This window comes from Sphingobium sp. WR1 (assembly GCF_059693745.1).
The window spans coordinates 107,184-125,203 of the sequence record NZ_JCATID010000018.1 but is presented as its reverse complement, the minus strand read 5'-3'; the positions used below and the strand labels follow the sequence as shown (position 1 = coordinate 125,203).

16 protein-coding genes and 1 tRNA gene are annotated in these 18,020 nt (G+C 65.1%); 8 read left to right on the top strand and 9 right to left on the bottom strand.

Going from position 1 to position 18,020, the window contains the following annotated elements; translation table 11 throughout:
• Positions 1–170: 170 nt before the first annotated feature.
• Positions 171–1,742, bottom strand: coding sequence for a S1C family serine protease (locus AC58EF_RS19545; protein ID WP_497278046.1), 1,572 nt, complete (start codon positions 1,740–1,742; stop codon positions 171–173).
• 111 nt (positions 1,743–1,853) lie between these two features.
• Between AC58EF_RS19545 and ada the strand changes: the two genes are divergently transcribed.
• Both ada and AC58EF_RS19535 read left to right on the top strand, forming a co-directional pair.
• Positions 1,854–2,927 carry a bifunctional DNA-binding transcriptional regulator/O6-methylguanine-DNA methyltransferase Ada gene (ada, locus tag AC58EF_RS19540; protein WP_497278045.1) on the top strand — a complete coding sequence of 358 codons (1,074 nt, stop codon included), beginning with the start codon at positions 1,854–1,856 and terminating at the stop codon, positions 2,925–2,927.
• Positions 2,928–3,006: 79 nt separating this feature from the next.
• Positions 3,007–4,521, top strand: coding sequence for a hypothetical protein (locus tag AC58EF_RS19535; protein WP_497278044.1), 1,515 nt, complete (start codon positions 3,007–3,009; stop codon positions 4,519–4,521).
• On the opposite strand, the gene AC58EF_RS19530 is transcribed toward AC58EF_RS19535, so the two are convergent.
• Positions 4,442–4,645 carry a DUF1289 domain-containing protein gene (locus tag AC58EF_RS19530; protein ID WP_497278043.1) on the bottom strand — a complete coding sequence of 68 codons (204 nt, stop codon included), beginning with the start codon at positions 4,643–4,645 and terminating at the stop codon, positions 4,442–4,444. The two genes, AC58EF_RS19535 and AC58EF_RS19530, sit on opposite strands and share 80 nt — an antisense overlap.
• A 151-nt stretch (positions 4,646–4,796) precedes the next feature.
• Here AC58EF_RS19530 and yfiR point away from each other — a divergent pair, with 151 nt between their 5' ends.
• From yfiR to yfiB, 3 genes are read left to right on the top strand one after another with little or no spacing between them, the layout of a single operon-like run.
• A complete protein-coding gene (yfiR, locus tag AC58EF_RS19525) occupies positions 4,797–5,336 on the top strand; it encodes a regulatory sequestration protein YfiR (protein ID WP_497278042.1) in 540 nt (179 codons plus the stop codon).
• 3 nt (positions 5,337–5,339) lie between these two features.
• Positions 5,340–6,566 carry a diguanylate cyclase DgcN/YfiN gene (dgcN, locus tag AC58EF_RS19520; protein WP_497278041.1) on the top strand — a complete coding sequence of 409 codons (1,227 nt, stop codon included), beginning with the start codon at positions 5,340–5,342 and terminating at the stop codon, positions 6,564–6,566.
• Position 6,567: 1 nt separating this feature from the next.
• Positions 6,568–7,074 carry an outer membrane lipoprotein YfiB gene (gene yfiB, locus AC58EF_RS19515; RefSeq protein ID WP_497278040.1) on the top strand — a complete coding sequence of 169 codons (507 nt, stop codon included), beginning with the start codon at positions 6,568–6,570 and terminating at the stop codon, positions 7,072–7,074.
• Between the two features lie 3 nt (positions 7,075–7,077).
• On the opposite strand, the gene AC58EF_RS19510 is transcribed toward yfiB, so the two are convergent.
• On the bottom strand, positions 7,078–9,249 hold the full coding sequence (locus tag AC58EF_RS19510; RefSeq protein ID WP_497278039.1) for a primosomal protein N': 2,172 nt from the start codon (positions 9,247–9,249) through the stop codon (positions 7,078–7,080).
• A 55-nt stretch (positions 9,250–9,304) separates the two neighbouring features.
• The gene (locus tag AC58EF_RS19505; RefSeq protein WP_497278038.1) at positions 9,305–9,958 is read right to left on the bottom strand and encodes a DUF2490 domain-containing protein; all 654 of its coding nucleotides are present in this window, start codon (positions 9,956–9,958) and stop codon (positions 9,305–9,307) included.
• Positions 9,959–10,089: 131 nt separating this feature from the next.
• Here AC58EF_RS19505 and fsa point away from each other — a divergent pair, with 131 nt between their 5' ends.
• Both fsa and AC58EF_RS19495 read left to right on the top strand, forming a co-directional pair.
• Entirely contained in the window at positions 10,090–10,743 is a 654-nt protein-coding gene (gene fsa / locus AC58EF_RS19500) for a fructose-6-phosphate aldolase (RefSeq protein ID WP_497278037.1), read from the top strand.
• An 83-nt stretch (positions 10,744–10,826) separates the two neighbouring features.
• A complete protein-coding gene (locus tag AC58EF_RS19495) occupies positions 10,827–11,168 on the top strand; it encodes an antibiotic biosynthesis monooxygenase family protein (protein WP_497278036.1) in 342 nt (113 codons plus the stop codon).
• Positions 11,169–11,457: 289 nt separating this feature from the next.
• Here the strand turns inward: AC58EF_RS19495 and AC58EF_RS19490 are convergent, their stop codons facing one another.
• From AC58EF_RS19490 to AC58EF_RS19480, 3 genes are all read right to left on the bottom strand, one after another.
• Entirely contained in the window at positions 11,458–12,516 is a 1,059-nt protein-coding gene (locus tag AC58EF_RS19490) for a phosphatidylinositol-specific phospholipase C1-like protein (RefSeq protein ID WP_497278035.1), read from the bottom strand.
• A gap of 59 nt (positions 12,517–12,575) precedes the next feature.
• Positions 12,576–15,077 (bottom strand): TonB-dependent receptor, encoded by a 2,502-nt coding sequence (locus AC58EF_RS19485; RefSeq protein ID WP_497278034.1) that lies wholly within the window; start codon positions 15,075–15,077, stop codon positions 12,576–12,578.
• Positions 15,078–15,362: 285 nt separating this feature from the next.
• Positions 15,363–15,439, bottom strand: a tRNA-Arg gene (locus tag AC58EF_RS19480).
• Between the two features lie 84 nt (positions 15,440–15,523).
• Between AC58EF_RS19480 and AC58EF_RS19475 the strand changes: the two genes are divergently transcribed.
• On the top strand, positions 15,524–16,243 hold the full coding sequence (locus AC58EF_RS19475; RefSeq protein ID WP_497278033.1) for a queuosine precursor transporter: 720 nt from the start codon (positions 15,524–15,526) through the stop codon (positions 16,241–16,243).
• On the opposite strand, the gene truA is transcribed toward AC58EF_RS19475, so the two are convergent.
• Positions 16,198–17,007 carry a tRNA pseudouridine(38-40) synthase TruA gene (gene truA / locus AC58EF_RS19470; protein ID WP_497278032.1) on the bottom strand — a complete coding sequence of 270 codons (810 nt, stop codon included), beginning with the start codon at positions 17,005–17,007 and terminating at the stop codon, positions 16,198–16,200. The two genes, AC58EF_RS19475 and truA, sit on opposite strands and share 46 nt — an antisense overlap.
• 63 nt (positions 17,008–17,070) lie before the next feature.
• Entirely contained in the window at positions 17,071–17,979 is a 909-nt protein-coding gene (gene fmt, locus AC58EF_RS19465; RefSeq protein WP_497278031.1) for a methionyl-tRNA formyltransferase, read from the bottom strand.
• Positions 17,980–18,020: the final 41 nt, after the last annotated feature.

Below are 18,020 nucleotides of genomic sequence, written 5' to 3'. Positions count from 1 at the left end.
TTGATTTGCCGATCATGCAAAAAAGAGGGGCGCGGTTTGTTGCCGTCCCGAACCCCTGATGCCCGGCCGGTTAGCAGCGCCATTATGACTATGCAAGTGATGTGACGCGATTCCAGCGATAGTGTGAAATCGCGGCAATTTGCCTGAGTATTTGCGCTGCGACGAATCGGTTATTCGGCAGGATCGACCGGGGCAAGCCGCCCCTTTTGACAATGATAGACGATCCGTTCGTTGGGCTGGGCCGGAAGCAACGCTGTCATGTCGCTCCGCAGCGTCGCTATCCGGGTAAGCAGGTCGGAGTCGCTGCCGCAACCCTTGATCAGCCCCTTGCCGGTATCCGCCTTCAACAGCGCGCGGGCCTTGTCCATGGTATCGAGATCAGGCAGCCAGCGCTCGACGCGCAGCGTGCCGGTGGCCGGGTCGAACTGGCTGGTCGACACATAATTGGCTTCATCGGGCACGGTGGTGCGCTGCCATTGGGTGCCGACCGAGACATATTGGATGTCGCCGTTGACGCATCCCCCTTCGGCCCAGTTGAAGCCGATATCATTGGGTTGCGACACGGTCAGGCGGCTGCGGTTGAGATCGACCTTGCAGACATTGTCGCCGGCCCAGGCGAAGGCGCCATTGGCGGTGACGCCCTTGTCGTTGGGCAGCTTCACCCGCTCGTCGATGCTGGAAAAGCTGGGTTTCAGGAAGAAGAGGCCAAGGGCCGCGAACAGGAGGATGCCGCCGCCGGCCAGGAACCAGGTCGCCTTCTTTTCCTTGCCCTGCGTATAGAAGAGGCCGCCCGCACCCAGGCCCAGCACGGCTAGAGCGAGGAAAACTGCCGCGCCCGCCATCGCATTTTCGCGCGCAGTGATGACGTCGCGTTCGGCATCGTCGCGCGCCTTGATCAGCGCCTGTTCGCGCGCATCGGCGCTGGCGCGGGTCTTCTGCTCGGTCGCCTGCGCTTCGCGCTGGGTGAGGGAGGCGTCGGCGGCGTCCGCTTCAGCCATCGACCGGCATCCGACCACGGTATGGAGCGAGGAAACCCCCGCCTGCCGCAGGAAGGACGCGACCTCGCGCCAGGAGACGGCGAATCCGAACTCGGCGTCATTGCCGTCGGACACCGATCCGAAGCTGTTCACACCCAGTACCCGGCCGCAATCGTCGACCAGCGGCCCGCCGCTGTTGCCGGCCGCGAGCGGGGCGGTGTGCAGGATCGTGTCGAAACTCTGGCTGGCCCGGCCCGACGAAATGGTGCCGCTGGTCTTCACCGTCGCCAGCGGTTCGACCAGCTGCTTGAGGCCAAGCCCCTGCGCCCGATCGACCGTGCCGGGATAGCCGACCGCGGTCACATGCTGCCCGTCGGTGACGGCCCCGGCATAGAAAGTGCTGACCGGCAGCCGGCCTTCCTCCAGCTGGATCAGGGCCAGGTCGTTGCCGGGCGAATAGGCGATGATTCGCCCGCCATAGGTCTTGGTCCCTTCGGACGGGATGACGCCGATGACGAGATTTTTCTCCTCGCGCGCCAGTTCGACGACATGGGCGTTGGTCAGCACCTTGTCCGGCGCGACGGCGAAGCCGCTGCCATGGCCCACGAAATAGGCGTCCGATCCGTCGGTCGCGACCAGCACGACGCGCACGACCCCGCGCGCGGCGGCAGCGACATCCTGCTGCTCTGCACGAAGCGAGGCCGGCGCGAGCAGCGCGAGCATGAAGCCGAGGACAGGGGCGAAGCGGCGGAGGAAGGCGACCATCGAGGCGCATTCATATGCGATGGCGGGCCCGGCGCAATGCGGAAAAGGCAAAATGCTTTGACGGCAAGGCGCGGGAAGCATGGCGGGCGGCGCTCATCTATCCCATATGGCATGAACCAGATGACTCGTCTCACCCCCGCCAAGCCGGCCCGTTCCTCCGCGATGCCCGATGCCGATGCCTGCTGGAGCGCTTTCCTGCGCCGCGACCGGGCGATGGACGGACATTTCGTCGGCTGCGTCGCCACCACCGGCATCTATTGCAAGCCTAGCTGCGCCGCGCGCCATCCCCGGCGGGAGAATATGTCCTTCCTCCCCGATCCGGCAGCGGCGCGGGCCGCGGGTTTCCGCGCCTGCCTGCGCTGCCGCCCCGACGAGATCGGGCGAGATCGGCTGGCGGTGGAGGCGGCGATCGCCTTCATCGAGGCGGCGGAGGAAGCGCCCCGGCTGGACGATATCGCCGATCATGTCGGCTACGCTCCGCATCATTTCCACCGCCTGTTCAAGCGTGAGACCGGCCTGACACCAGCCGCCTTCGCACGCGGGCTGCGCACGGAGCGGCTGAAGGACGCGCTCGCGCAGACGGCCAGCGTGACCGAAGCGATCTATGAGGCGGGCTATAACGCGCCCAGTCGCGCCTATGCCGATGCCGAAAAGCATCTCGGCATGACGCCCAGCGCCTGGAAGGATGGCGGGCGCGGCGCGACGATCCGCTGGCGCACGGTCGACAGCAGCCTTGGGCCGGTGCTGGTCGCGGCGACGGACAAGGGGCTGTGCCGCATCAGCTTCGGCGAGGGCGAGGCGGAACTGCGCACGCGCTTCCCCCATGCCGACATCCATTCCGCCGATTCCGCTCTCGACGTCATGGCCCGCAGGGTCGCTGCGCTGGTCGACGATCCTGCCGCCGGCGCGGACCTGCCCGTCGATGTGCGCGGCACCGAATTTCAGCAGGCCATCTGGGCCGCTCTGCGCGCCATCCCGCCGGGCGAGACGCGCAGCTATGGCGACATCGCCGCTGCAATCGGCCGGCCCGGCGCGGTGCGTGCGGCCGGCACGGCCTGCGGCGACAACAATCTCGCTGTCCTCATCCCCTGTCACCGTGTCGTCCGCAGCGACGGCGGCATGGGCGGCTATGCCTGGGGCGTGGACAGGAAGCGGGCGCTGCTCGCGCGCGAAGCCGTCAAGTAACCGCCAAGTAACGGGAAGAATGTCTCTTCCTTTCGGCCCCCGCCTCGGCCAGAAAGGGCCGGGGTCCATGGGGGAAAAGATGCGATTCTGGATGAAGGCGCTGGCCGGGCTTGGTCTTGCCGTGGCGAGCATGGGGACGGCCCAGGCGGCTTGGTATCAGGCGCAGACCCGCCACTTCACCGTCTATAGCGAAGGCAATGATGAAAAGCTGCGCGGCTTTGCCGAACGGCTGGAGAAGTTTGACTATCTGCTGCGCACCGCGACCGGCGTCACCGACCCGCAACGCGGCAGCCCGGTCAAGGTCTATCTGTTGTCGAACGAATCCAAGGTGAAGACCCTTGCCCGCAATCCCAACATCGGGGGATTCTACACCACTTCGGACCGGACCGCCTTCGCCGTGTTGGCGCGCGGAGGAAAGACGAGCAAGTTCGATTTCGGGGCGGAAGAAATCCTCTTTCACGAATATACCCACCATTTCATGCTTCACCATTTCCCGGCCGCCTATCCGGCCTGGTATGTGGAAGGGTTCGCCGAGTTCTTTTCGGTGGTGAAATTCCCGAAGGATGGGTCGATCGAGTTCGGCCATGTACCCCTCGCCCGTGCGCCGGGGCTGGTCCTGGGTTCGCCCTATCCGGTGAAGAATCTCTTTGCGCGTGACACGGACGGCCTCAGCCTGCGCGATGGCGACCGCTATTATGGCACTGCCTGGCTGCTGACTCATTATTTCCAGTATAAGGAGGATCGGCGGGCGGAGATCGCCCGCTATCTGAAGGATGTGGCCGATGGCGTGAAGGATATTCAGCCAGACAGCTATTTCGCTGGTGGCCTCGACGGGCTGGAAAAGGATTTGAAGACCTATTTGCGGCATCGACTGTCGGCGTCGGTGCTCAAGCCCAAGGAACTGAAAATCGATGCGATCGTCGTCACACCGCTCGATCCGGCGCAAGGCGACCTGATCGAGGATGAGTTGCGGCTCATCAACCGTCCCCGGACCGAGGATCTCTCCGGCATCGTTAGCTCGATCCGCAGCAAGGTCGCCAGATATCCGGGCAGCGCCTACGCGCTGGCCCTGCTCGCAGAGGCCGAATGGGCGGCCGAGCAGAAGGGTGCCGCGCTGGCCGACGCCGACCGGGCGATCGCGATCGACCCCAAATCCGCCCGCGCCTATGCGGTGCGCGCCGAGGTGCTGCTGGAAAAGGCGCAGGGCAGCGACAGCGAAGCGGACTGGAAGGCGGCACTGACCGCGATCGTCCGCGCCAACCGTGCCGATACCGAAGACCCGGTGCCGCTGGCGCTCTTCTATCGCTATCATGCGATGCGCGGGGGCAAGATGCCGGACCTGGGCTATGACGGTCTCTACAAGGCCTTCACCCTGTTGCCGCAAAGTTCCGACTATCGCTTTAACTTTGCCTATGCGATGGCGACGAAGGGGGACTATAAGTCGGCCTCGACCCTGCTCGATCCGATCGCCTATTCGCCCCATGGTTCGGCGATGCGCGACGCCGCCCTGAAGCTCAAGGCGGAGTATGACGCGAAAGCGGCGGAAAAGGAGATGAGCGCCGCAAAGGCTGGAAGTCCCGCACCCGCCTCATGACGGCGCCGCGCGCCGCGTCGGTCATGCTGCGCCAATGGACGATCTCATCGATCGTCCGCCCGCATCCGGTGCAAATCTGTCTTTCCCGGTCAAGAGCGCACAGGTTGCGGCAGGGGCTGTCCATCCACCCTGTCTAGCCCGCGCCGGCCGATTGACCAGCAGCAAACAGAGATGGTCGGTGCGGAAGTTGATGTCTGCGTAACGATTTCTACTGTATTTCGTAGCCGGTTAACTATAACTGCCGGTGCCTTGGGGCAAAGGAAGTGACTTCGGTCTTGCGTTGGTTGTTATTCTGGTTGCTGATGGCGGTGCCTGTGGCGGCTGTGGCGGGGGCGATGGTCCAGCCCGCCATGCTACCGCTCGGGTCCGGGTCGGATTCGCTGGCGGTCGGCACCTCCCGTTTGGTAGGCGCGATCCTCGAATATACGCGCTGGCCCGCCGCGCGCCCCATTGTCCGCCTCTGCGTCGCGGGGTCGGCTCGCCATGCCGGCCGGTTGGCCGACATACGTCTGTCCAATGGCGCGACGCTCGAATTGTCGACCCTGGACGCGAAGGAAGACGTGCCGTCGAGGCAGTGCGACGCGCTTTACATCGGGCGTCTCGCCTCGGAACCGATGCGCCGGATGATTGCCGGTGCGCGCGGGCAGCCCGTGGTGACGATAGCCGAAGACGACCCTGATTGCCGCAGCGGCGCGATGTTCTGCCTGCTATATGCGCCGCAGACCCTGTCCTTCCAGCTCAGCATCGATGCGGTGTCTCGATCCGCGGTGCGGATCGATCCGCGTGTGCTGCGTCTGTCGAAAGGAGGCTATTGAGCCATGACGGCCTCCTCCCCGCCCGCCATGCAGACTTTGCGCGAAGTGCTTGAGCGCGTCCATATGCGCCTTATCCTTTGCGCCGTGCTGATGGCCGGGGTGACGCTGATGGTCACGGGCGTGCTGGTCATTCGCGGCTATGCCGACCGCAATCTCGCCCTGATTGCCCGGACCGTCGCCTATACCGTCGAACCGGCGCTGGTGTTCGACGACATGGACGCCGCGCGGCGGGGCATGGCGACGGTGGCGGAGTCCGAAAGTGTCCATCGCGTCGACGTGCGCGACGGCCGGGGCCGTCTGTTGTTGGAGTGGCGCCGGCCCAGCGCCGGGGTGATGACGGCGATCGAGCGGGGCATAGCGGAGCTGGTCGCGCCATCGCCCGCGCTTGCGGACGTGCGGCGCAGCGGGGATATCGTCGCGCAGGTGCGGGTCTATGGCGGCGCGGATGGACTGGGCCGCTTCATCCTGTCGGGCGTGGCGACTGCGCTGGCCTGCCTGGTCCTCACCCTCCTGGCCACATGGACGCTGGCGCGCCGTTTGCAGCGCGACGTGACCGAACCGCTCGCCCATATCGCCGATGTCGCCCATGCGGTGCGAGTCGACCGCCAGTTCGACCGGCGCGTGCCGACATCCGATATCCATGAGGTCGACCAGCTGGGGCGCGACTTCAATGCGTTGTTGGATGAACTGCGCGACTGGCACCGGGGCGTGATGTCGCATAACCGTATGCTGGAGCGGCAGGCGACGCGCGATACGCTGACTGGCCTTGGCAATCGGGCGATGTTCGAACGGGCGCTGCCCGCCGCCATCGTGCGAGCGGATAGGGAACGGGCTTCCTTCGCGGTCGTCTATATCGACGTCAATCGCTTCAAGCAGGTCAACGACACCCATGGCCATGACGCCGGCGATTCCATGCTGATCGTCATTGCCGCGCGGCTTCGCGCAGTGTTGCGACCCGGCGATCAGGCCTTTCGCCTGGGCGGCGACGAATTCGCCCTTGTTCTGGCCCCGGGCATCGTGCCGACCGAACTTGACGCGATCAAGGCGCAACTGACCGAGAGCATGGAACAGCCGATCATGGTGCCGAGCGGCGAGAGCATCGATGCGTCGCTGAGCATCGGGAGCGCCTGTTATCCTGAAGACAGCGTGGACGGGCGTGAACTGCTGCGCCATGCCGATGCCGCCATGTATGCGGCCAAGGCGGGCCGTGCCGCCATCCGAGATCAATGATGTGACGGGGATCAAGATGCGTTACCGCTTCCTTCTGCCATCCATTTTTGCCCTGGCCGCGTGCCAGACGGTGCAGCCTCAGCGGCCGGCCGGCTTCACGCTGCAGCAGGTCGCGGCGCTCCAGCAGCAGGGTTTCAAGCCGGCGGGCGAGGACTGGCAGTTCGGCATGGCCGACCGGCTGCTTTTCGCTTTTGATGACAGCACGCTGATCCCGGAGCAGAAGACCGCGATCGGCCGCATTTCGAGTGCGCTTGTGAAAGTCGACATTCGCGGCGCGCGGGTCGAAGGGCATACCGATTCGACCGGGACGGCCAGCTATAACGAAGCCCTGTCCTTGCGGCGGGCGCAGGCTGTGGCCGACGCGCTGGTTGCCGGTGGTATGATGCAGTCGGCGATGCGGGTCGTGGGCATGGGCGCGCGCGTGCCGGTGGAAAGCAACGGCTCGGTCGACGGGCGGCGGGAAAATCGGCGCGTGGTGATCATCGTGTCGCCCGCCGACATCCCGTGACCCTCACATGAAGCTGTAGGGGTCGACGTCCACCGCCACGCGCGTCCCCGATTTCCATACCAGATTGCCCAGCCATTCGCGGATCGCGCCCTGTATATCGACCTGCCGCGTGGCATGGATCAAGAGGCGATGACGATGCCGCCCTCGCAGCACGGACAGCGGGGCGGGGGCGGGGCCGTAGACGCGCATCCCTCCGATCAGTGGCGCCGACTTGCCGATCAGCCGCGCGGTCTGCGCCGCCTCGTCGGCATCCTCGCTGGAGATGATGATCGCGGCGAAGCGGCCGAAGGGCGGGGCGTTGGCGCGCCGCCGATTCTCCGTCTCGACCCAGTAGAAACGCTCGGTATCGCCGTCGATCAGGGCCTTGATGACCTCGCTGCCGGGCATCCGCGTCTGGATGAAGACCTTGCCCGGCTTTTCCCCGCGCCCGGCGCGCCCCGCCACCTGCACGATCTGCTGGAAGGTCCGCTCGGCCGCCCGCAAATCGCCGCCTTCCAGTCCCAGATCGGCGTCGATCACCCCCACCAGGGTCAGATTGGGGAAATGATAGCCCTTGGTGACGAGCTGGGTGCCGACGATGATGTCGACATCGCCCGCCTCCACCGACTTCACGAACTCGGCGGCGCGGGCGGGGGAACTGAGCGTATCGGACGTCGCGATGGCGGTGCGCGCCTGCGGCCAGAGCGCCTTCACCTCGTCGGCGATGCGCTCGACGCCGGGACCGCAGGCGACCAGCGAATCCTCCTCCTTGCACTCCGGGCAGCGGCGCGGGGCTGGGATGACATGGCCGCAATGATGGCAGGCGAGCCGATGGGTCAGCCGATGCTCGACCATCCAGGCGGTGCAATTGGGGCATTGGAAGCGATAGCCGCAATGGCGGCAGAGCGTCAGCGGCGCATAGCCCCGCCGGTTGAGGAACAGCAGGCTCTGCTCGCCCTTCGCCATCGTCTCGTCGATCGCTTTCACCAAAGGCGGGGCGATCCAGCGGCCGCGCTCGGGCGGATCGGTCAGCAGGTTGACGCCCTCGATCTGCGGCATTTCCGCCCCGCCATAGCGCGACGGCAGCTTGATCTCGGCATAGCGGCCAAGCTCCACCTGATGCCGCGTCTCGATCGCGGGGGTGGCGGATGCCAGCACGACCGGGAATTTCTCGATCAGGCCGCGCATCACCGCCACGTCGCGGGCATGATAATGGACGCCATCCTCTTGCTTGAAGCTCGCCTCATGCGCCTCGTCCACGACGATCAGGCCCAGGTTCGGATAGGGCAGGAACAGCGCCGACCGCGCGCCAACCACCACCTGCGCCTGGCCGCTGGCGATGGCGCGCCAGGCCCGCCGCCGCTCGCTCTGGCGCAGGCCGCTATGCCAATTGACCGGCGCCGTGCCGAACCTTTTCTCGAACCGCTCCAGAAACGGCTCGGTCAGCGCGATTTCGGGCAGCAGCACCAATGTCTGCCGGTCGGCGCGGATGGCGGCCGCGATCGCCTCGAAATAGACCTCGGTCTTGCCCGATCCGGTGACGCCGTCGAGCAGGAAGGGCGCGAAGTCATGCGCACGCACCGCATCGGCCATCTGCGCTGCGGCGGCGGATTGCGCCTCCGACAGGGCGGGCGGGGCATGGTCGGGATCGGGCATGGGGAAGGGGGTGTCGACGCTCACCTCCACCGCCTCGAAAATATCCTGCTTGATCAGGCCGCGGATCACCGCGTCGCTCACCCCGCCGATCATCGCCAGCTCGCGGATCAGCCCCTGCCGCTCGCCGATCCTTTCAAGGGCTTGCGCGCGCTGCTCGGTCATCCGGTCGGGCACGGCGCCGGTGCCCTTGTATTCGATCACCGTCCGCGCGCCCTCCAGCGCCGCCATGGAGGACAGCGCCATGCGCAGCACCGCGGCGGGGGGGCTGAGATAATAGTCCGCCGTCCATTCGATCAGCCGCCGCAGCGGCTCAGGCAAAGGCGGCGCGTCCACCACCTCCAGCAGGTTGCGCAGCCGGTTGTCGCCCACCGTCTCGATATCGGGGAAGCTGTCCTCTTCCCACACCACGCCGATCAGCTGGCGCGGCCCCAGCGGCGCGACGACGATGCTGCCGGGCTGCACGCGCATTCCGTGCGGCACGCGATAGTCGAGCGGACCAAGGGCGGCGTTCAGGATCAGGACACGGGCGCGCGAAGACATGGCCTTTGTCCTTAAAGCGCTGGACGCGCGGCGCAATGGCTCGATCAACGGGCGGTCAGAGTCGCCAGCTCAATGTCAGCCAGGGGATATGCGACACGACATCCGGTCGCCCGTCGCGGAAATTTTGCTGCCGCATGTAGAGGAGTTGCGCGTCCAGCGCCCTGGCGATCGGATGCCGGATTCCGATCTGGTGCCGCATCATCGCCAGGCCGGTCTTGTCGCTCGGCCGCGCGCGGTTGAGGTGGAAAAAAAATTCCGCCGCCGCGATGACCGTCCATGTCTTCGCTGCGTCGACCGGCACCGCTGCCTGCACCCGCTGGCGCAGCCGCCAGCTCGCTTCGTCGGCATTGTCGAAGAAGCGCTGCTCGATCCGGGTCCGGCCGGTCCATATGCCCTTGGTGAGGGTCAATTGCTGAAACAGGCGCATCTCCTGGTCGACCTCGCTCTTCAGATAGGCGATGCCCCCGCCCACCTGCACCGCGGGCGTGAGCCGATGGTCGATGCCGACGCGCGCAAGGAATTGCTCGCCGCCGCTCTTGCCGTCGGATCGAGCGCGCTGGCTCGAATCGATCGACAGGATATCGTCCTGCCCCGCGCGGATCGTGACCTGCTCGGTGATCCAGGCCTGGCTTTCTTCGGTCGCCGCCCATGTCGGCGATGCGCTGCCCGTGGCGAAAATTATCGTCAGCAGTTGGACGGCACGCTTCATGGTTGGTCCTTTGGAAAGGTGCCTGCGGCTTAATCGCGAAGCTGCCCGCTGGCAATTGTCTGCGCCGAAGATGGCGAATCCGGTCGCCAGCCGCTAAAGGGGCGCGATTCGCCTATCCCCGGAGTAGACCCATGAAATTCTTCGTCGACACCGCCGACACCGCCGAAATCCGCGAACTGGCCGCCACCGGCCTGCTGGACGGTGTCACCACCAACCCTACGCTGATCCACAAGTCGGGCCGCAAGTTCGTGGAAGTCGTGGAGGAAATCTGCGGTATCGTGGACGGCCCCGTCTCGGCCGAAGTGGTCGCGCTCGACCATGAAACGATGATGAAGGAAGCGGCCGTCCTGCGAAAGATCGCGGACAATGTCTGCATCAAGGTGCCGCTGACGATCGACGGCCTCAAGACCTGCAAGGCGCTGACTGACGATGGCGCGCTGGTCAATGTGACCCTGTGCTTCTCGGCCAACCAGGCGCTGCTCGCCGCCAAGGCCGGCGCCAGCTTCGTCTCGCCCTTCGTCGGCCGTCATGACGATAATGGCTTCGACGGCCTCGCGCTGATCGAGGATATCCGCCTGATCTACGACAATTACGCCTTCAAGACCGAGATTCTGGCCGCATCGCTGCGCCACCCCATCCATGTCCTCGATTGCGCAAAGATCGGCGCCGACGTCATCACCGCCCCGCCGTCCGTCATCAAGATGCTGTCCAGGCATGTGCTGACCGACAAGGGCCTCGAAGGCTTCGCCGCCGACTGGGCCAAGACCGGCCAGACGATTCTCTGATGTAGCGGCGCCGGTCCTCCAGCACGACACCGCTGGAACCGGCGCCCGATGCGGCTCATTCTCTGTTTGAAAGGAGAGAGCCGATGTTCGTCGCGGTCTATTGGTGGCGGGTCCATCCGGGCAAGGAGGAACAGTTTCGCGCCGCCTGGCGGCGCGGCACCGACCTCATCCGGGAAAAATATGGCAGCTACGGCTCCCGCCTCCATCGCGACGCCGACGGCCGTTTCGTCGGCTATGCCGAATGGCCCGACGAGGCGACATGGCGCGCCGCGTTCGACCGGAAAATGGTCTATGACGATCCGCAGACCCGCGCCGCCTTCGTCGACGCCATCGCCGAAGTGCCGGCGGACGCCGACCCGATCTTCACCATGACCGTGACCGACGATCTGCTGCTACGACGCACCGATTGCGAAAGACAGGACTGACCGATGCGCGATCCCGACAAGCCCGATTTCGGCTTCCTCTGGTTCTCGCTGCTGCTGACCATCCTCGGCCTGCTGTTCATGCTGCTCTATGGCTGACGGTGGAACATGCCGTTGCCCGACAGTCTGTTCCTCAAGGCCGCGCAAAACGCGGCCTTTTTCACATGAGGATCGCGGAGCTGATTTGTTGACTGCCCCGCCGCGCACGGCCCCGATTGTGGGGCGTGCGGCCTCGGCGCTGGCCGTGCCGCAATAAAGGCCCGATCTCGTCACGAAATCATCCTGAAACGACTTATGGGCGTTTCTCCAAATCCCGATCGACGCAGGCCACCGGCTTGCGAACGGGATTGCATCGGGCAGGGGCCGTCGGGTCTACGGCAACATGGTAGCCGCCGGCCAGACGCGCGTCCGGCCATAGATAGTCGGTCGAGACATATTGGGCGCCGCTCGCCAGCGCCGCGTCGCGGGGACGGGTGTCGTTGGCCCGCGCCTCCACCGTATTGGCGTCGGCGCGGGTGCGGACGAGATAGCCCGCGGCGACGTCGCGTGCGATCCGGTCCCGGTCGCGGATCGGATCGTTGAGCGTCAGATAGGCGGCGGCGGGGGAAGCCTCGTCCGTGTTGATGAAGAAGACGCGGCCCTCCAGCGACTTGCGCGCGCCGCGATAGACGGCGACTTTCGCCGGCGGCTCGTCCAGGGCGAAGATGAAGCGCCCGCGCGCCTTGTCCAGCGTCGGCCAGTTGTTCGCTAGCACAGCGTCGCGCAACGTCGGATAGCGGCCCTGCACATCGTCGGGCACGATCAGCTTTTCGGGCGGAAGAACGGACCGGATTTCGGCGTCCAGCGCGTCATAGGCGGCTTCGTCATAGGGCAGCGCATCGATGCCGCCGCGCGCCGCATTCCGTTCATCCTTGGCATTGAACATCAGCAGGATCGGGATGTGGCCCGGATGGGCATCCGACCAGGCCCTGATAGTGCGGAGGCATTGGGTGAGCAGCACACAGCTGCTGCCATTGTCGATGCCTGGGATGTGCAGCACCTTGAAGCCGGGTTGTCGGAGCTTCGGATCGGTCGACCCCGCGGCATAATGGCCGCCCTTCGGGTCGTAATTGACGTCGATTTCCAGCTGGCGCGCGCCATGATCGAGCTGCTCGACCAGCGGCCGATGCGCATAGTCCAGCGCGTCCGCCATGCGCGGGTCGACGGCGCGCACTTTCGCCATCGTTTCGGCCGGCATGGCGAGCTTGTAGCTGTTATGGGTGCCGATGGCGCTGATGTCGTTCATCCTGACCGGCGGGGCGGCGGGCGCAGGCGTGGCGGCCTGAAGCATGGCGAACAGAAGCGGCGTCATCGGCGAGTCTCTTTTCTGGAAAACGAAGGCCGGGCGACAGATCGCCCGGCCGGTCAGGGTCAGAAGCGGAAGAGCAGCGAACCCTGGAAATTACGGCCGAAGATCGGACGCGCCAGGATGACGTTGCCGTCATATTGGCCCGGGATCGCCTGTCCGCCGCCGCCCTGGCCAAGGCCGAGCGAGTTGTTCAGATTGTTGCCCTTGACCGACACGGTGACATTGGGCGTCACGTCGAACTGGATGCTGGCGTTGAGCACATCGAAGGCGGGCAGGCGCACGACATTGGCGTCGTCGTTGAACTTGTTGCCTTCATGCCGCCATTCGCCCAGCAGGCGCAGCCGGTCGCCCAGCAGGCGCAGCTGTGGACGGATGCTGAACATCACCTTGGGCATGGAGCTGGGCCGGTTGTCATCGAAGGATGTCGACACCAGCTGTTCGTTCACCAGCGTGTTGTAGGTATAATTTTTGAACTTGGGGTCTTGGAAGGTCGCGGTGCCGGACAGTTCGAAGAAGCTGGCCGGGCGGACATTAGCCTCCAGCTCGACGCCGATGGTGCGTACGTCGCCATAATTCACCTCCTGCCGCGTGCCCTGCTGGGGGTCGAGGAAGGTGTTGGTGAACTGCACGTCCTTGAAGCTGTTGTAGAAGACGGTGGCATAGAGGCTGCCCCAGCGATTCTGGAACTTGATGCCACCTTCGGCCTGCTCGATGGACTGGCTGCGGACGTCCGTCGGCAGGGAGCTGTCGCGATACTGGCCGATCTGGGGCAGGCGATAGCTGTTGGTGTAACGGGCGAAGATGCCGGCCTGCGGCATGAACTGCCAGTTGACGCCGACCGTATAGCTATGGTCGTCGAAACTCTCGTCGAAATGGTTGAAGACGCCCGAGCCGTAGAGGACATTGTCGTCAGCCAAGGTGGTGCGGTCGCCCAGATTATAGCTGGCGACCCGTTCGCTGACCCCGTGGATCCAGATTTTTTCCCAGCGGAAGCCGCCGTCGATGCGCAGCTGCGGCGTTACCTGCCATTCGTCGGCGATATAGAAGGCCACGTCTTCATAGCCGCCCACCGCATGGGCGAAGCGCGATTCATAACGGGAGATGCCGTTGTCGGTGACGCGGCCGACCACCTGTCCGGCGGCATTCACCGCGACCAGATCGAGCAGCCGAGCATTGTCCGTGACCTCGGTGATGCCGACGCCGTCATTGCGGTCATGCGCCCAATCCGCGCTGGTGCCATAGGCGCCGATCTTCACGTCATGACGGCCAAGGCCGGTTTCGAAGACATGGCCGAGTTCCAGCATGGCGACCGATTCCGAAATCGGATTCTGGATTGACTGGAAGGTGTTGACCCCGATCAGGCCGTTGCCGTTGGCGTTCGCCGGATAGGCGGTGCCATCGTCATTATAGACGAAGCGCAGGTCGCTCGACCCGAAGGCGTTCCGCGCGTCGTTGCGCATGGTGCTGGTGACATAGGCGCTCTGCGTGGACAGGCTGTTGAGGCCGCGCGCATTGCGGTTGGTGTGGGAGTCGCGATAGCGGAAGCCGCCCTTCAGCGTCGTCGCGTCGTCCAACTGCACATCGCCCTTGATGGTGAATTGCAGGTCGCTCGACTGGTTGAACAGGTTGAAATCGGCATCGCGAATGCCGTCCGGCGTCTTGATCAGGACATTGCCGTCCTGAATGCCGGTCAGCGTATCGTCATGGCCGTTGAAGCCGGGCAGCGGGACGATCTTGCCGTCCTCCCGCCGCAGCAGTGGAATGGCGTCGAAGAAGAAGTTGTTGTCTTCCATATATTTGACGCCGAAGGACAGGTGGCCGCGGGCAAATTCCTTGGAAATGAGCAGTCGCGCCTGCCCGCCTTCATTGGCGGTCGGACCGGGGTCGCGTACGCCCTGATCCTTGTTGTAATAGCCGCCGACCGAGAAGCGCCAGCCGTCGTGGCCGATCGGACCGCCGATCCAGACATCGCCGCGCAGCTGGCCATAGTCGGCGGTCGTCAGCTTGACGAGGCCGCTCAGCTCCGCCGTGCCCTCACGCGGGATGAAGTTGATGAGGCCGCCGGGCGCATTGGCCGCGAAGATGGAGGAAGGGCCGCCGCGCACGGCCTCGATCGTGGCATAGGTCTCGTCCAGGCGCAGGAACTGGTCGACATTGATCCAGTTGATGCCCGGATCATGCTGGATCGGCAGCCCATCCTCATAGACGGCCAGCGATTCATAGCCGCCGCGGGGAATGCCGCGGACGCGGGTGTTGTTGGCGGTGACGCCGGCGGAATCGTCGGCCCAGACGCCCGGAATGGTCTGCAGGGCATTGGCGAGATTGTCGATTGCGCGGGCGCGCAGATCCTCGTCCTTGATGGTGGAGATGGAATAGCTGGCGTCGATTTTTTTCTGCGCGGTGGTGCCGAGGCGGCCCGTCACCAATATCTCGTCGTCGCCATTTTCGGCCGCCGCTGCAGCGTTCGCAGCCGCGTCTTCTTCAGCCGCATAGGCCGGAACGGTCATTGCCGCGCACAAGGCGACGAGCGTTGCGCCCCAGCGCAACTGGTTCTTGCAGATCATGGATGTTCCCCTGATTTTCGGTCGACCCTTCAACCGATTGGGGCGGCAGCTAAAGCCAGTGCATGACAGCTATGTCGCAGTTCGATGGCGGTAGAGTGACGATGATCTTGCAGTGGCATGACGATGCGGACGGCTCCGGCCGCTGGTCGCCGGCGGCGGCAGGGAACCGGTCTTCCTGCCAAGGATTCGATCGGTCGAATCGCGATGGCGGCCCTCTCAGCGAAGCGGTCGGATGCCGTGCCGCGAATCTCAAATTGCCCGTTCCCGACGCCACCGACAAACAGATGGCGACCCCGAGAGGACTCGAACCTCTGACCATTCGCTTAGAAGGCGAATGCTCTATCCAACTGAGCTACGGGGCCGTGCGCCTGCCGCGATAGCGGGCGACCGGGCGGGTTGCAACAGGGGCGCTTGCAATCACCCGGCCAGGCGATAAGCATGTCGCCATGAACGAGGGGGCGGTTTACAAGGTCGACGCCGGGGCGCTGGGCGCGCGCCCGCTGCGTTATTACGACTTCTTCATGGCGGCCTTCGTCGCCATATTGCTGCTGTCCAACCTGATCGGCGCGGCCAAGCTGTCGACGCTGGGCGGTTTCACCTTCGGCGCGGGCATCCTCTTCTTCCCGCTCGGCTATGTGCTGGGCGATGTGCTGACCGAAGTCTATGGCTATGCCCGCGCGCGCCGCTGCGTCTGGGCGGGCTTTGCCGCGATGCTGTTCATGGCGCTGATGAGCTGGGTCGTAGTTGCCCTGCCGCCCGCCGACGGCTGGCCCGACCAGAAAGCCTATGAGGCGGTGTTCGGCAGCACCTGGCGCATCGTCTTCGCGTCGCTCTGCGCCTTTTGGGCGGGCGAATTCGCCAACAGCTTCGTTCTCGCCAAGATGAAGCTGCTGACCGACGGCCGGCATCTGTGGATGCGCACCATCGGATCGACGGTAGTGGGGCAGGGGGTGGACAGCCTGCTTTTCTACCCGCTCGCTTTCTATGGCGACTGGACCAATGCCCAGGTGCTGACCGTGATGATCACCAACTGGGCGATGAAGGTCGGCTGGGAAGCCGTTCTCACCCCCGTCACCTATGCCGTGGTCGGCTTCGTCAAGCGGCGCGAGGGGCTGGACATCTACGATAAGGGCACCGACTTCACCCCCTTCAAAACCAGCGTCTGAAAATTGTCGCCGCTGGCGCTGTCCTCGGGGTAGGTCGCCCGCACGAAATACAGCCCGTCCGACGGCGCATTGAGGCCCAGCGCCGCCCGGTCCCTCGCCTCCAGCGCGGCGCGCAGATCGTCCGCGCTCCAACGCCCCATGCCGACCATCGTCAGGCACCCGACCATCGATCGCACCTGATGGTGCAGGAAGGATCGCGCCGCCGCATGGATGGCGATGCGATCGCCGTCCCGCTCCACGTCCAGCCGGTCGAGCGACTTGACCGGGCTTTCCGCCTGGCAATGCGCGGAGCGGAAGGTGGTGAAGTCATGCCGCCCAACCAATATCTGCGCGGCATCGTGCATCGCGTCGGCATCGAGCGGCTGCACTACGCGCCACACCAGCCCGCTCTCGAACGTCAGCGGCGCGCGGCGATTGATGATGCGATAGACATAGGATCGCCCGATACAGGAAAAGCGCGCGTGCCAATCGTCCGCGACCGTATCGCACGCCAGGATCGCCACCGGATCAGGCCGCATCCTCGCATTGATCGCCTCCATCAGGCGGAAGGGCGCGATCCTCTTTTCGATCTCCGCATGGGCGCGCATGGCAATGCCATGGACCCCCGCGTCGGTGCGTCCGGCCGCATGGATGACCGCGCGTTCGCCGGTGACGGCGAAGATCGCATCCTCGATCGTCTGCTGCACGCTCGGCCCATGGGCCTGGCGCTGCCAGCCCATGAACGGGCGCCCGTCAAATTCGACGGTGAAAGCGAAGCGGGTCACAATTCAAACGCCGTTCGTTTGCTATCCGCTTCTCGACACGCTCGAAGCGAACGGATGTCGTGCTCATCCATCCACGCGGCTCCCCGCCAACATCTCGTAACCGCGCAGCAATTCGCCCGGCGTCATCGCGCCCTTGCCCGCGCGCTGGATCAGGGTCGGGCGGATCGCGTCATGGCCGCATCCGATCAGCAGGCTGTCATCAAGCAATTCGCCCGGCGTCCCGCCATGATGCTCGATATGCGCCGCAAGGATGCGGAACCGCTCCCCGCGATATTCGAAGAAGGCGCCGGGGAAGGGATTGAAGGCGCGCACCTGCCGTTCGACCTGATGCGCGTCCCTGGTGAAGTCGATCCGCGATTCGGCCTTGTCGATCTTGGCGGCATAGGTGACGCCTTCCTCGGGCTGGGCCATGGGCGGATGGAGCGAAATGTCGTCCAGCACCTCGACCATCAGCTCCGCGCCTGCCTGCGCCAGTTCGGCGGTCAGCGCGCCGGCGGTCTTGTCCTCGATCGGGGTGACATGCTTGGCGCGCATCGGCCCGGTGTCCAGGCCCGCTTCCATGTCCATGATCGTCACCCCCGTCACATTGTCGCCCGACAGGATCGCCCGCTGGATCGGCGCCGCGCCGCGCCAGCGCGGCAGCAGCGAGGCATGGATGTTCATGCAGCCATGGCGCGGCGCATCGAGCACGGCGCGCGGCAGGATCAGCCCATAAGCGGCGACCACCGCGACATCGGCGTCGAGAGCGGCAAAGGCGGATTGCACCTGCGCGTCCTTCAGCGACACCGGCGTGCGCACCTCCATGCCCAGTTCTTCGGCGCGAACATGGACGGGGGAAGGGCGCAACCCCTTGCCGCGACCGGCGGGGCGGGGCGGCTGGCTGTAGACGGCGGCGACATCGTGACCCGCCTTCACCAGCGCATCGAGCGCCGGAACGGCGAAATCGGGTGTGCCCATGTAGATAATACGCATGTTGCGATCTCAAAGCCCTTGTCTACGCCAGTTGCAACACT

Excerpts from the sequence above, each read along its gene's own strand:
- dgcN (WP_497278041.1), top strand. The coding sequence starts at position 5,340 with ATGACGGCCTCCTCCCCGCCCGCCATGCAGACTTTGCGCGAAGTGCTT.
- AC58EF_RS19505 (WP_497278038.1), bottom strand. The coding sequence starts at position 9,958 with ATGAAGCGTGCCGTCCAACTGCTGACGATAATTTTCGCCACGGGCAGC.
- fmt (WP_497278031.1), bottom strand. The coding sequence starts at position 17,979 with ATGCGTATTATCTACATGGGCACACCCGATTTCGCCGTTCCGGCGCTC.
- fsa (WP_497278037.1), top strand. The coding sequence starts at position 10,090 with ATGAAATTCTTCGTCGACACCGCCGACACCGCCGAAATCCGCGAACTG.
- AC58EF_RS19545 (WP_497278046.1), bottom strand. The coding sequence starts at position 1,742 with ATGGTCGCCTTCCTCCGCCGCTTCGCCCCTGTCCTCGGCTTCATGCTC.
- AC58EF_RS19510 (WP_497278039.1), bottom strand. The coding sequence starts at position 9,249 with ATGTCTTCGCGCGCCCGTGTCCTGATCCTGAACGCCGCCCTTGGTCCG.
- AC58EF_RS19530 (WP_497278043.1), bottom strand. The coding sequence starts at position 4,645 with ATGGACAGCCCCTGCCGCAACCTGTGCGCTCTTGACCGGGAAAGACAG.
- AC58EF_RS19475 (WP_497278033.1), top strand. The coding sequence starts at position 15,524 with ATGAACGAGGGGGCGGTTTACAAGGTCGACGCCGGGGCGCTGGGCGCG.
- AC58EF_RS19485 (WP_497278034.1), bottom strand. The coding sequence starts at position 15,077 with ATGATCTGCAAGAACCAGTTGCGCTGGGGCGCAACGCTCGTCGCCTTG.
- ada (WP_497278045.1), top strand. The coding sequence starts at position 1,854 with ATGAACCAGATGACTCGTCTCACCCCCGCCAAGCCGGCCCGTTCCTCC.
- AC58EF_RS19490 (WP_497278035.1), bottom strand. The coding sequence starts at position 12,516 with ATGACGCCGCTTCTGTTCGCCATGCTTCAGGCCGCCACGCCTGCGCCC.
- AC58EF_RS19535 (WP_497278044.1), top strand. The coding sequence starts at position 3,007 with ATGCGATTCTGGATGAAGGCGCTGGCCGGGCTTGGTCTTGCCGTGGCG.
- AC58EF_RS19495 (WP_497278036.1), top strand. The coding sequence starts at position 10,827 with ATGTTCGTCGCGGTCTATTGGTGGCGGGTCCATCCGGGCAAGGAGGAA.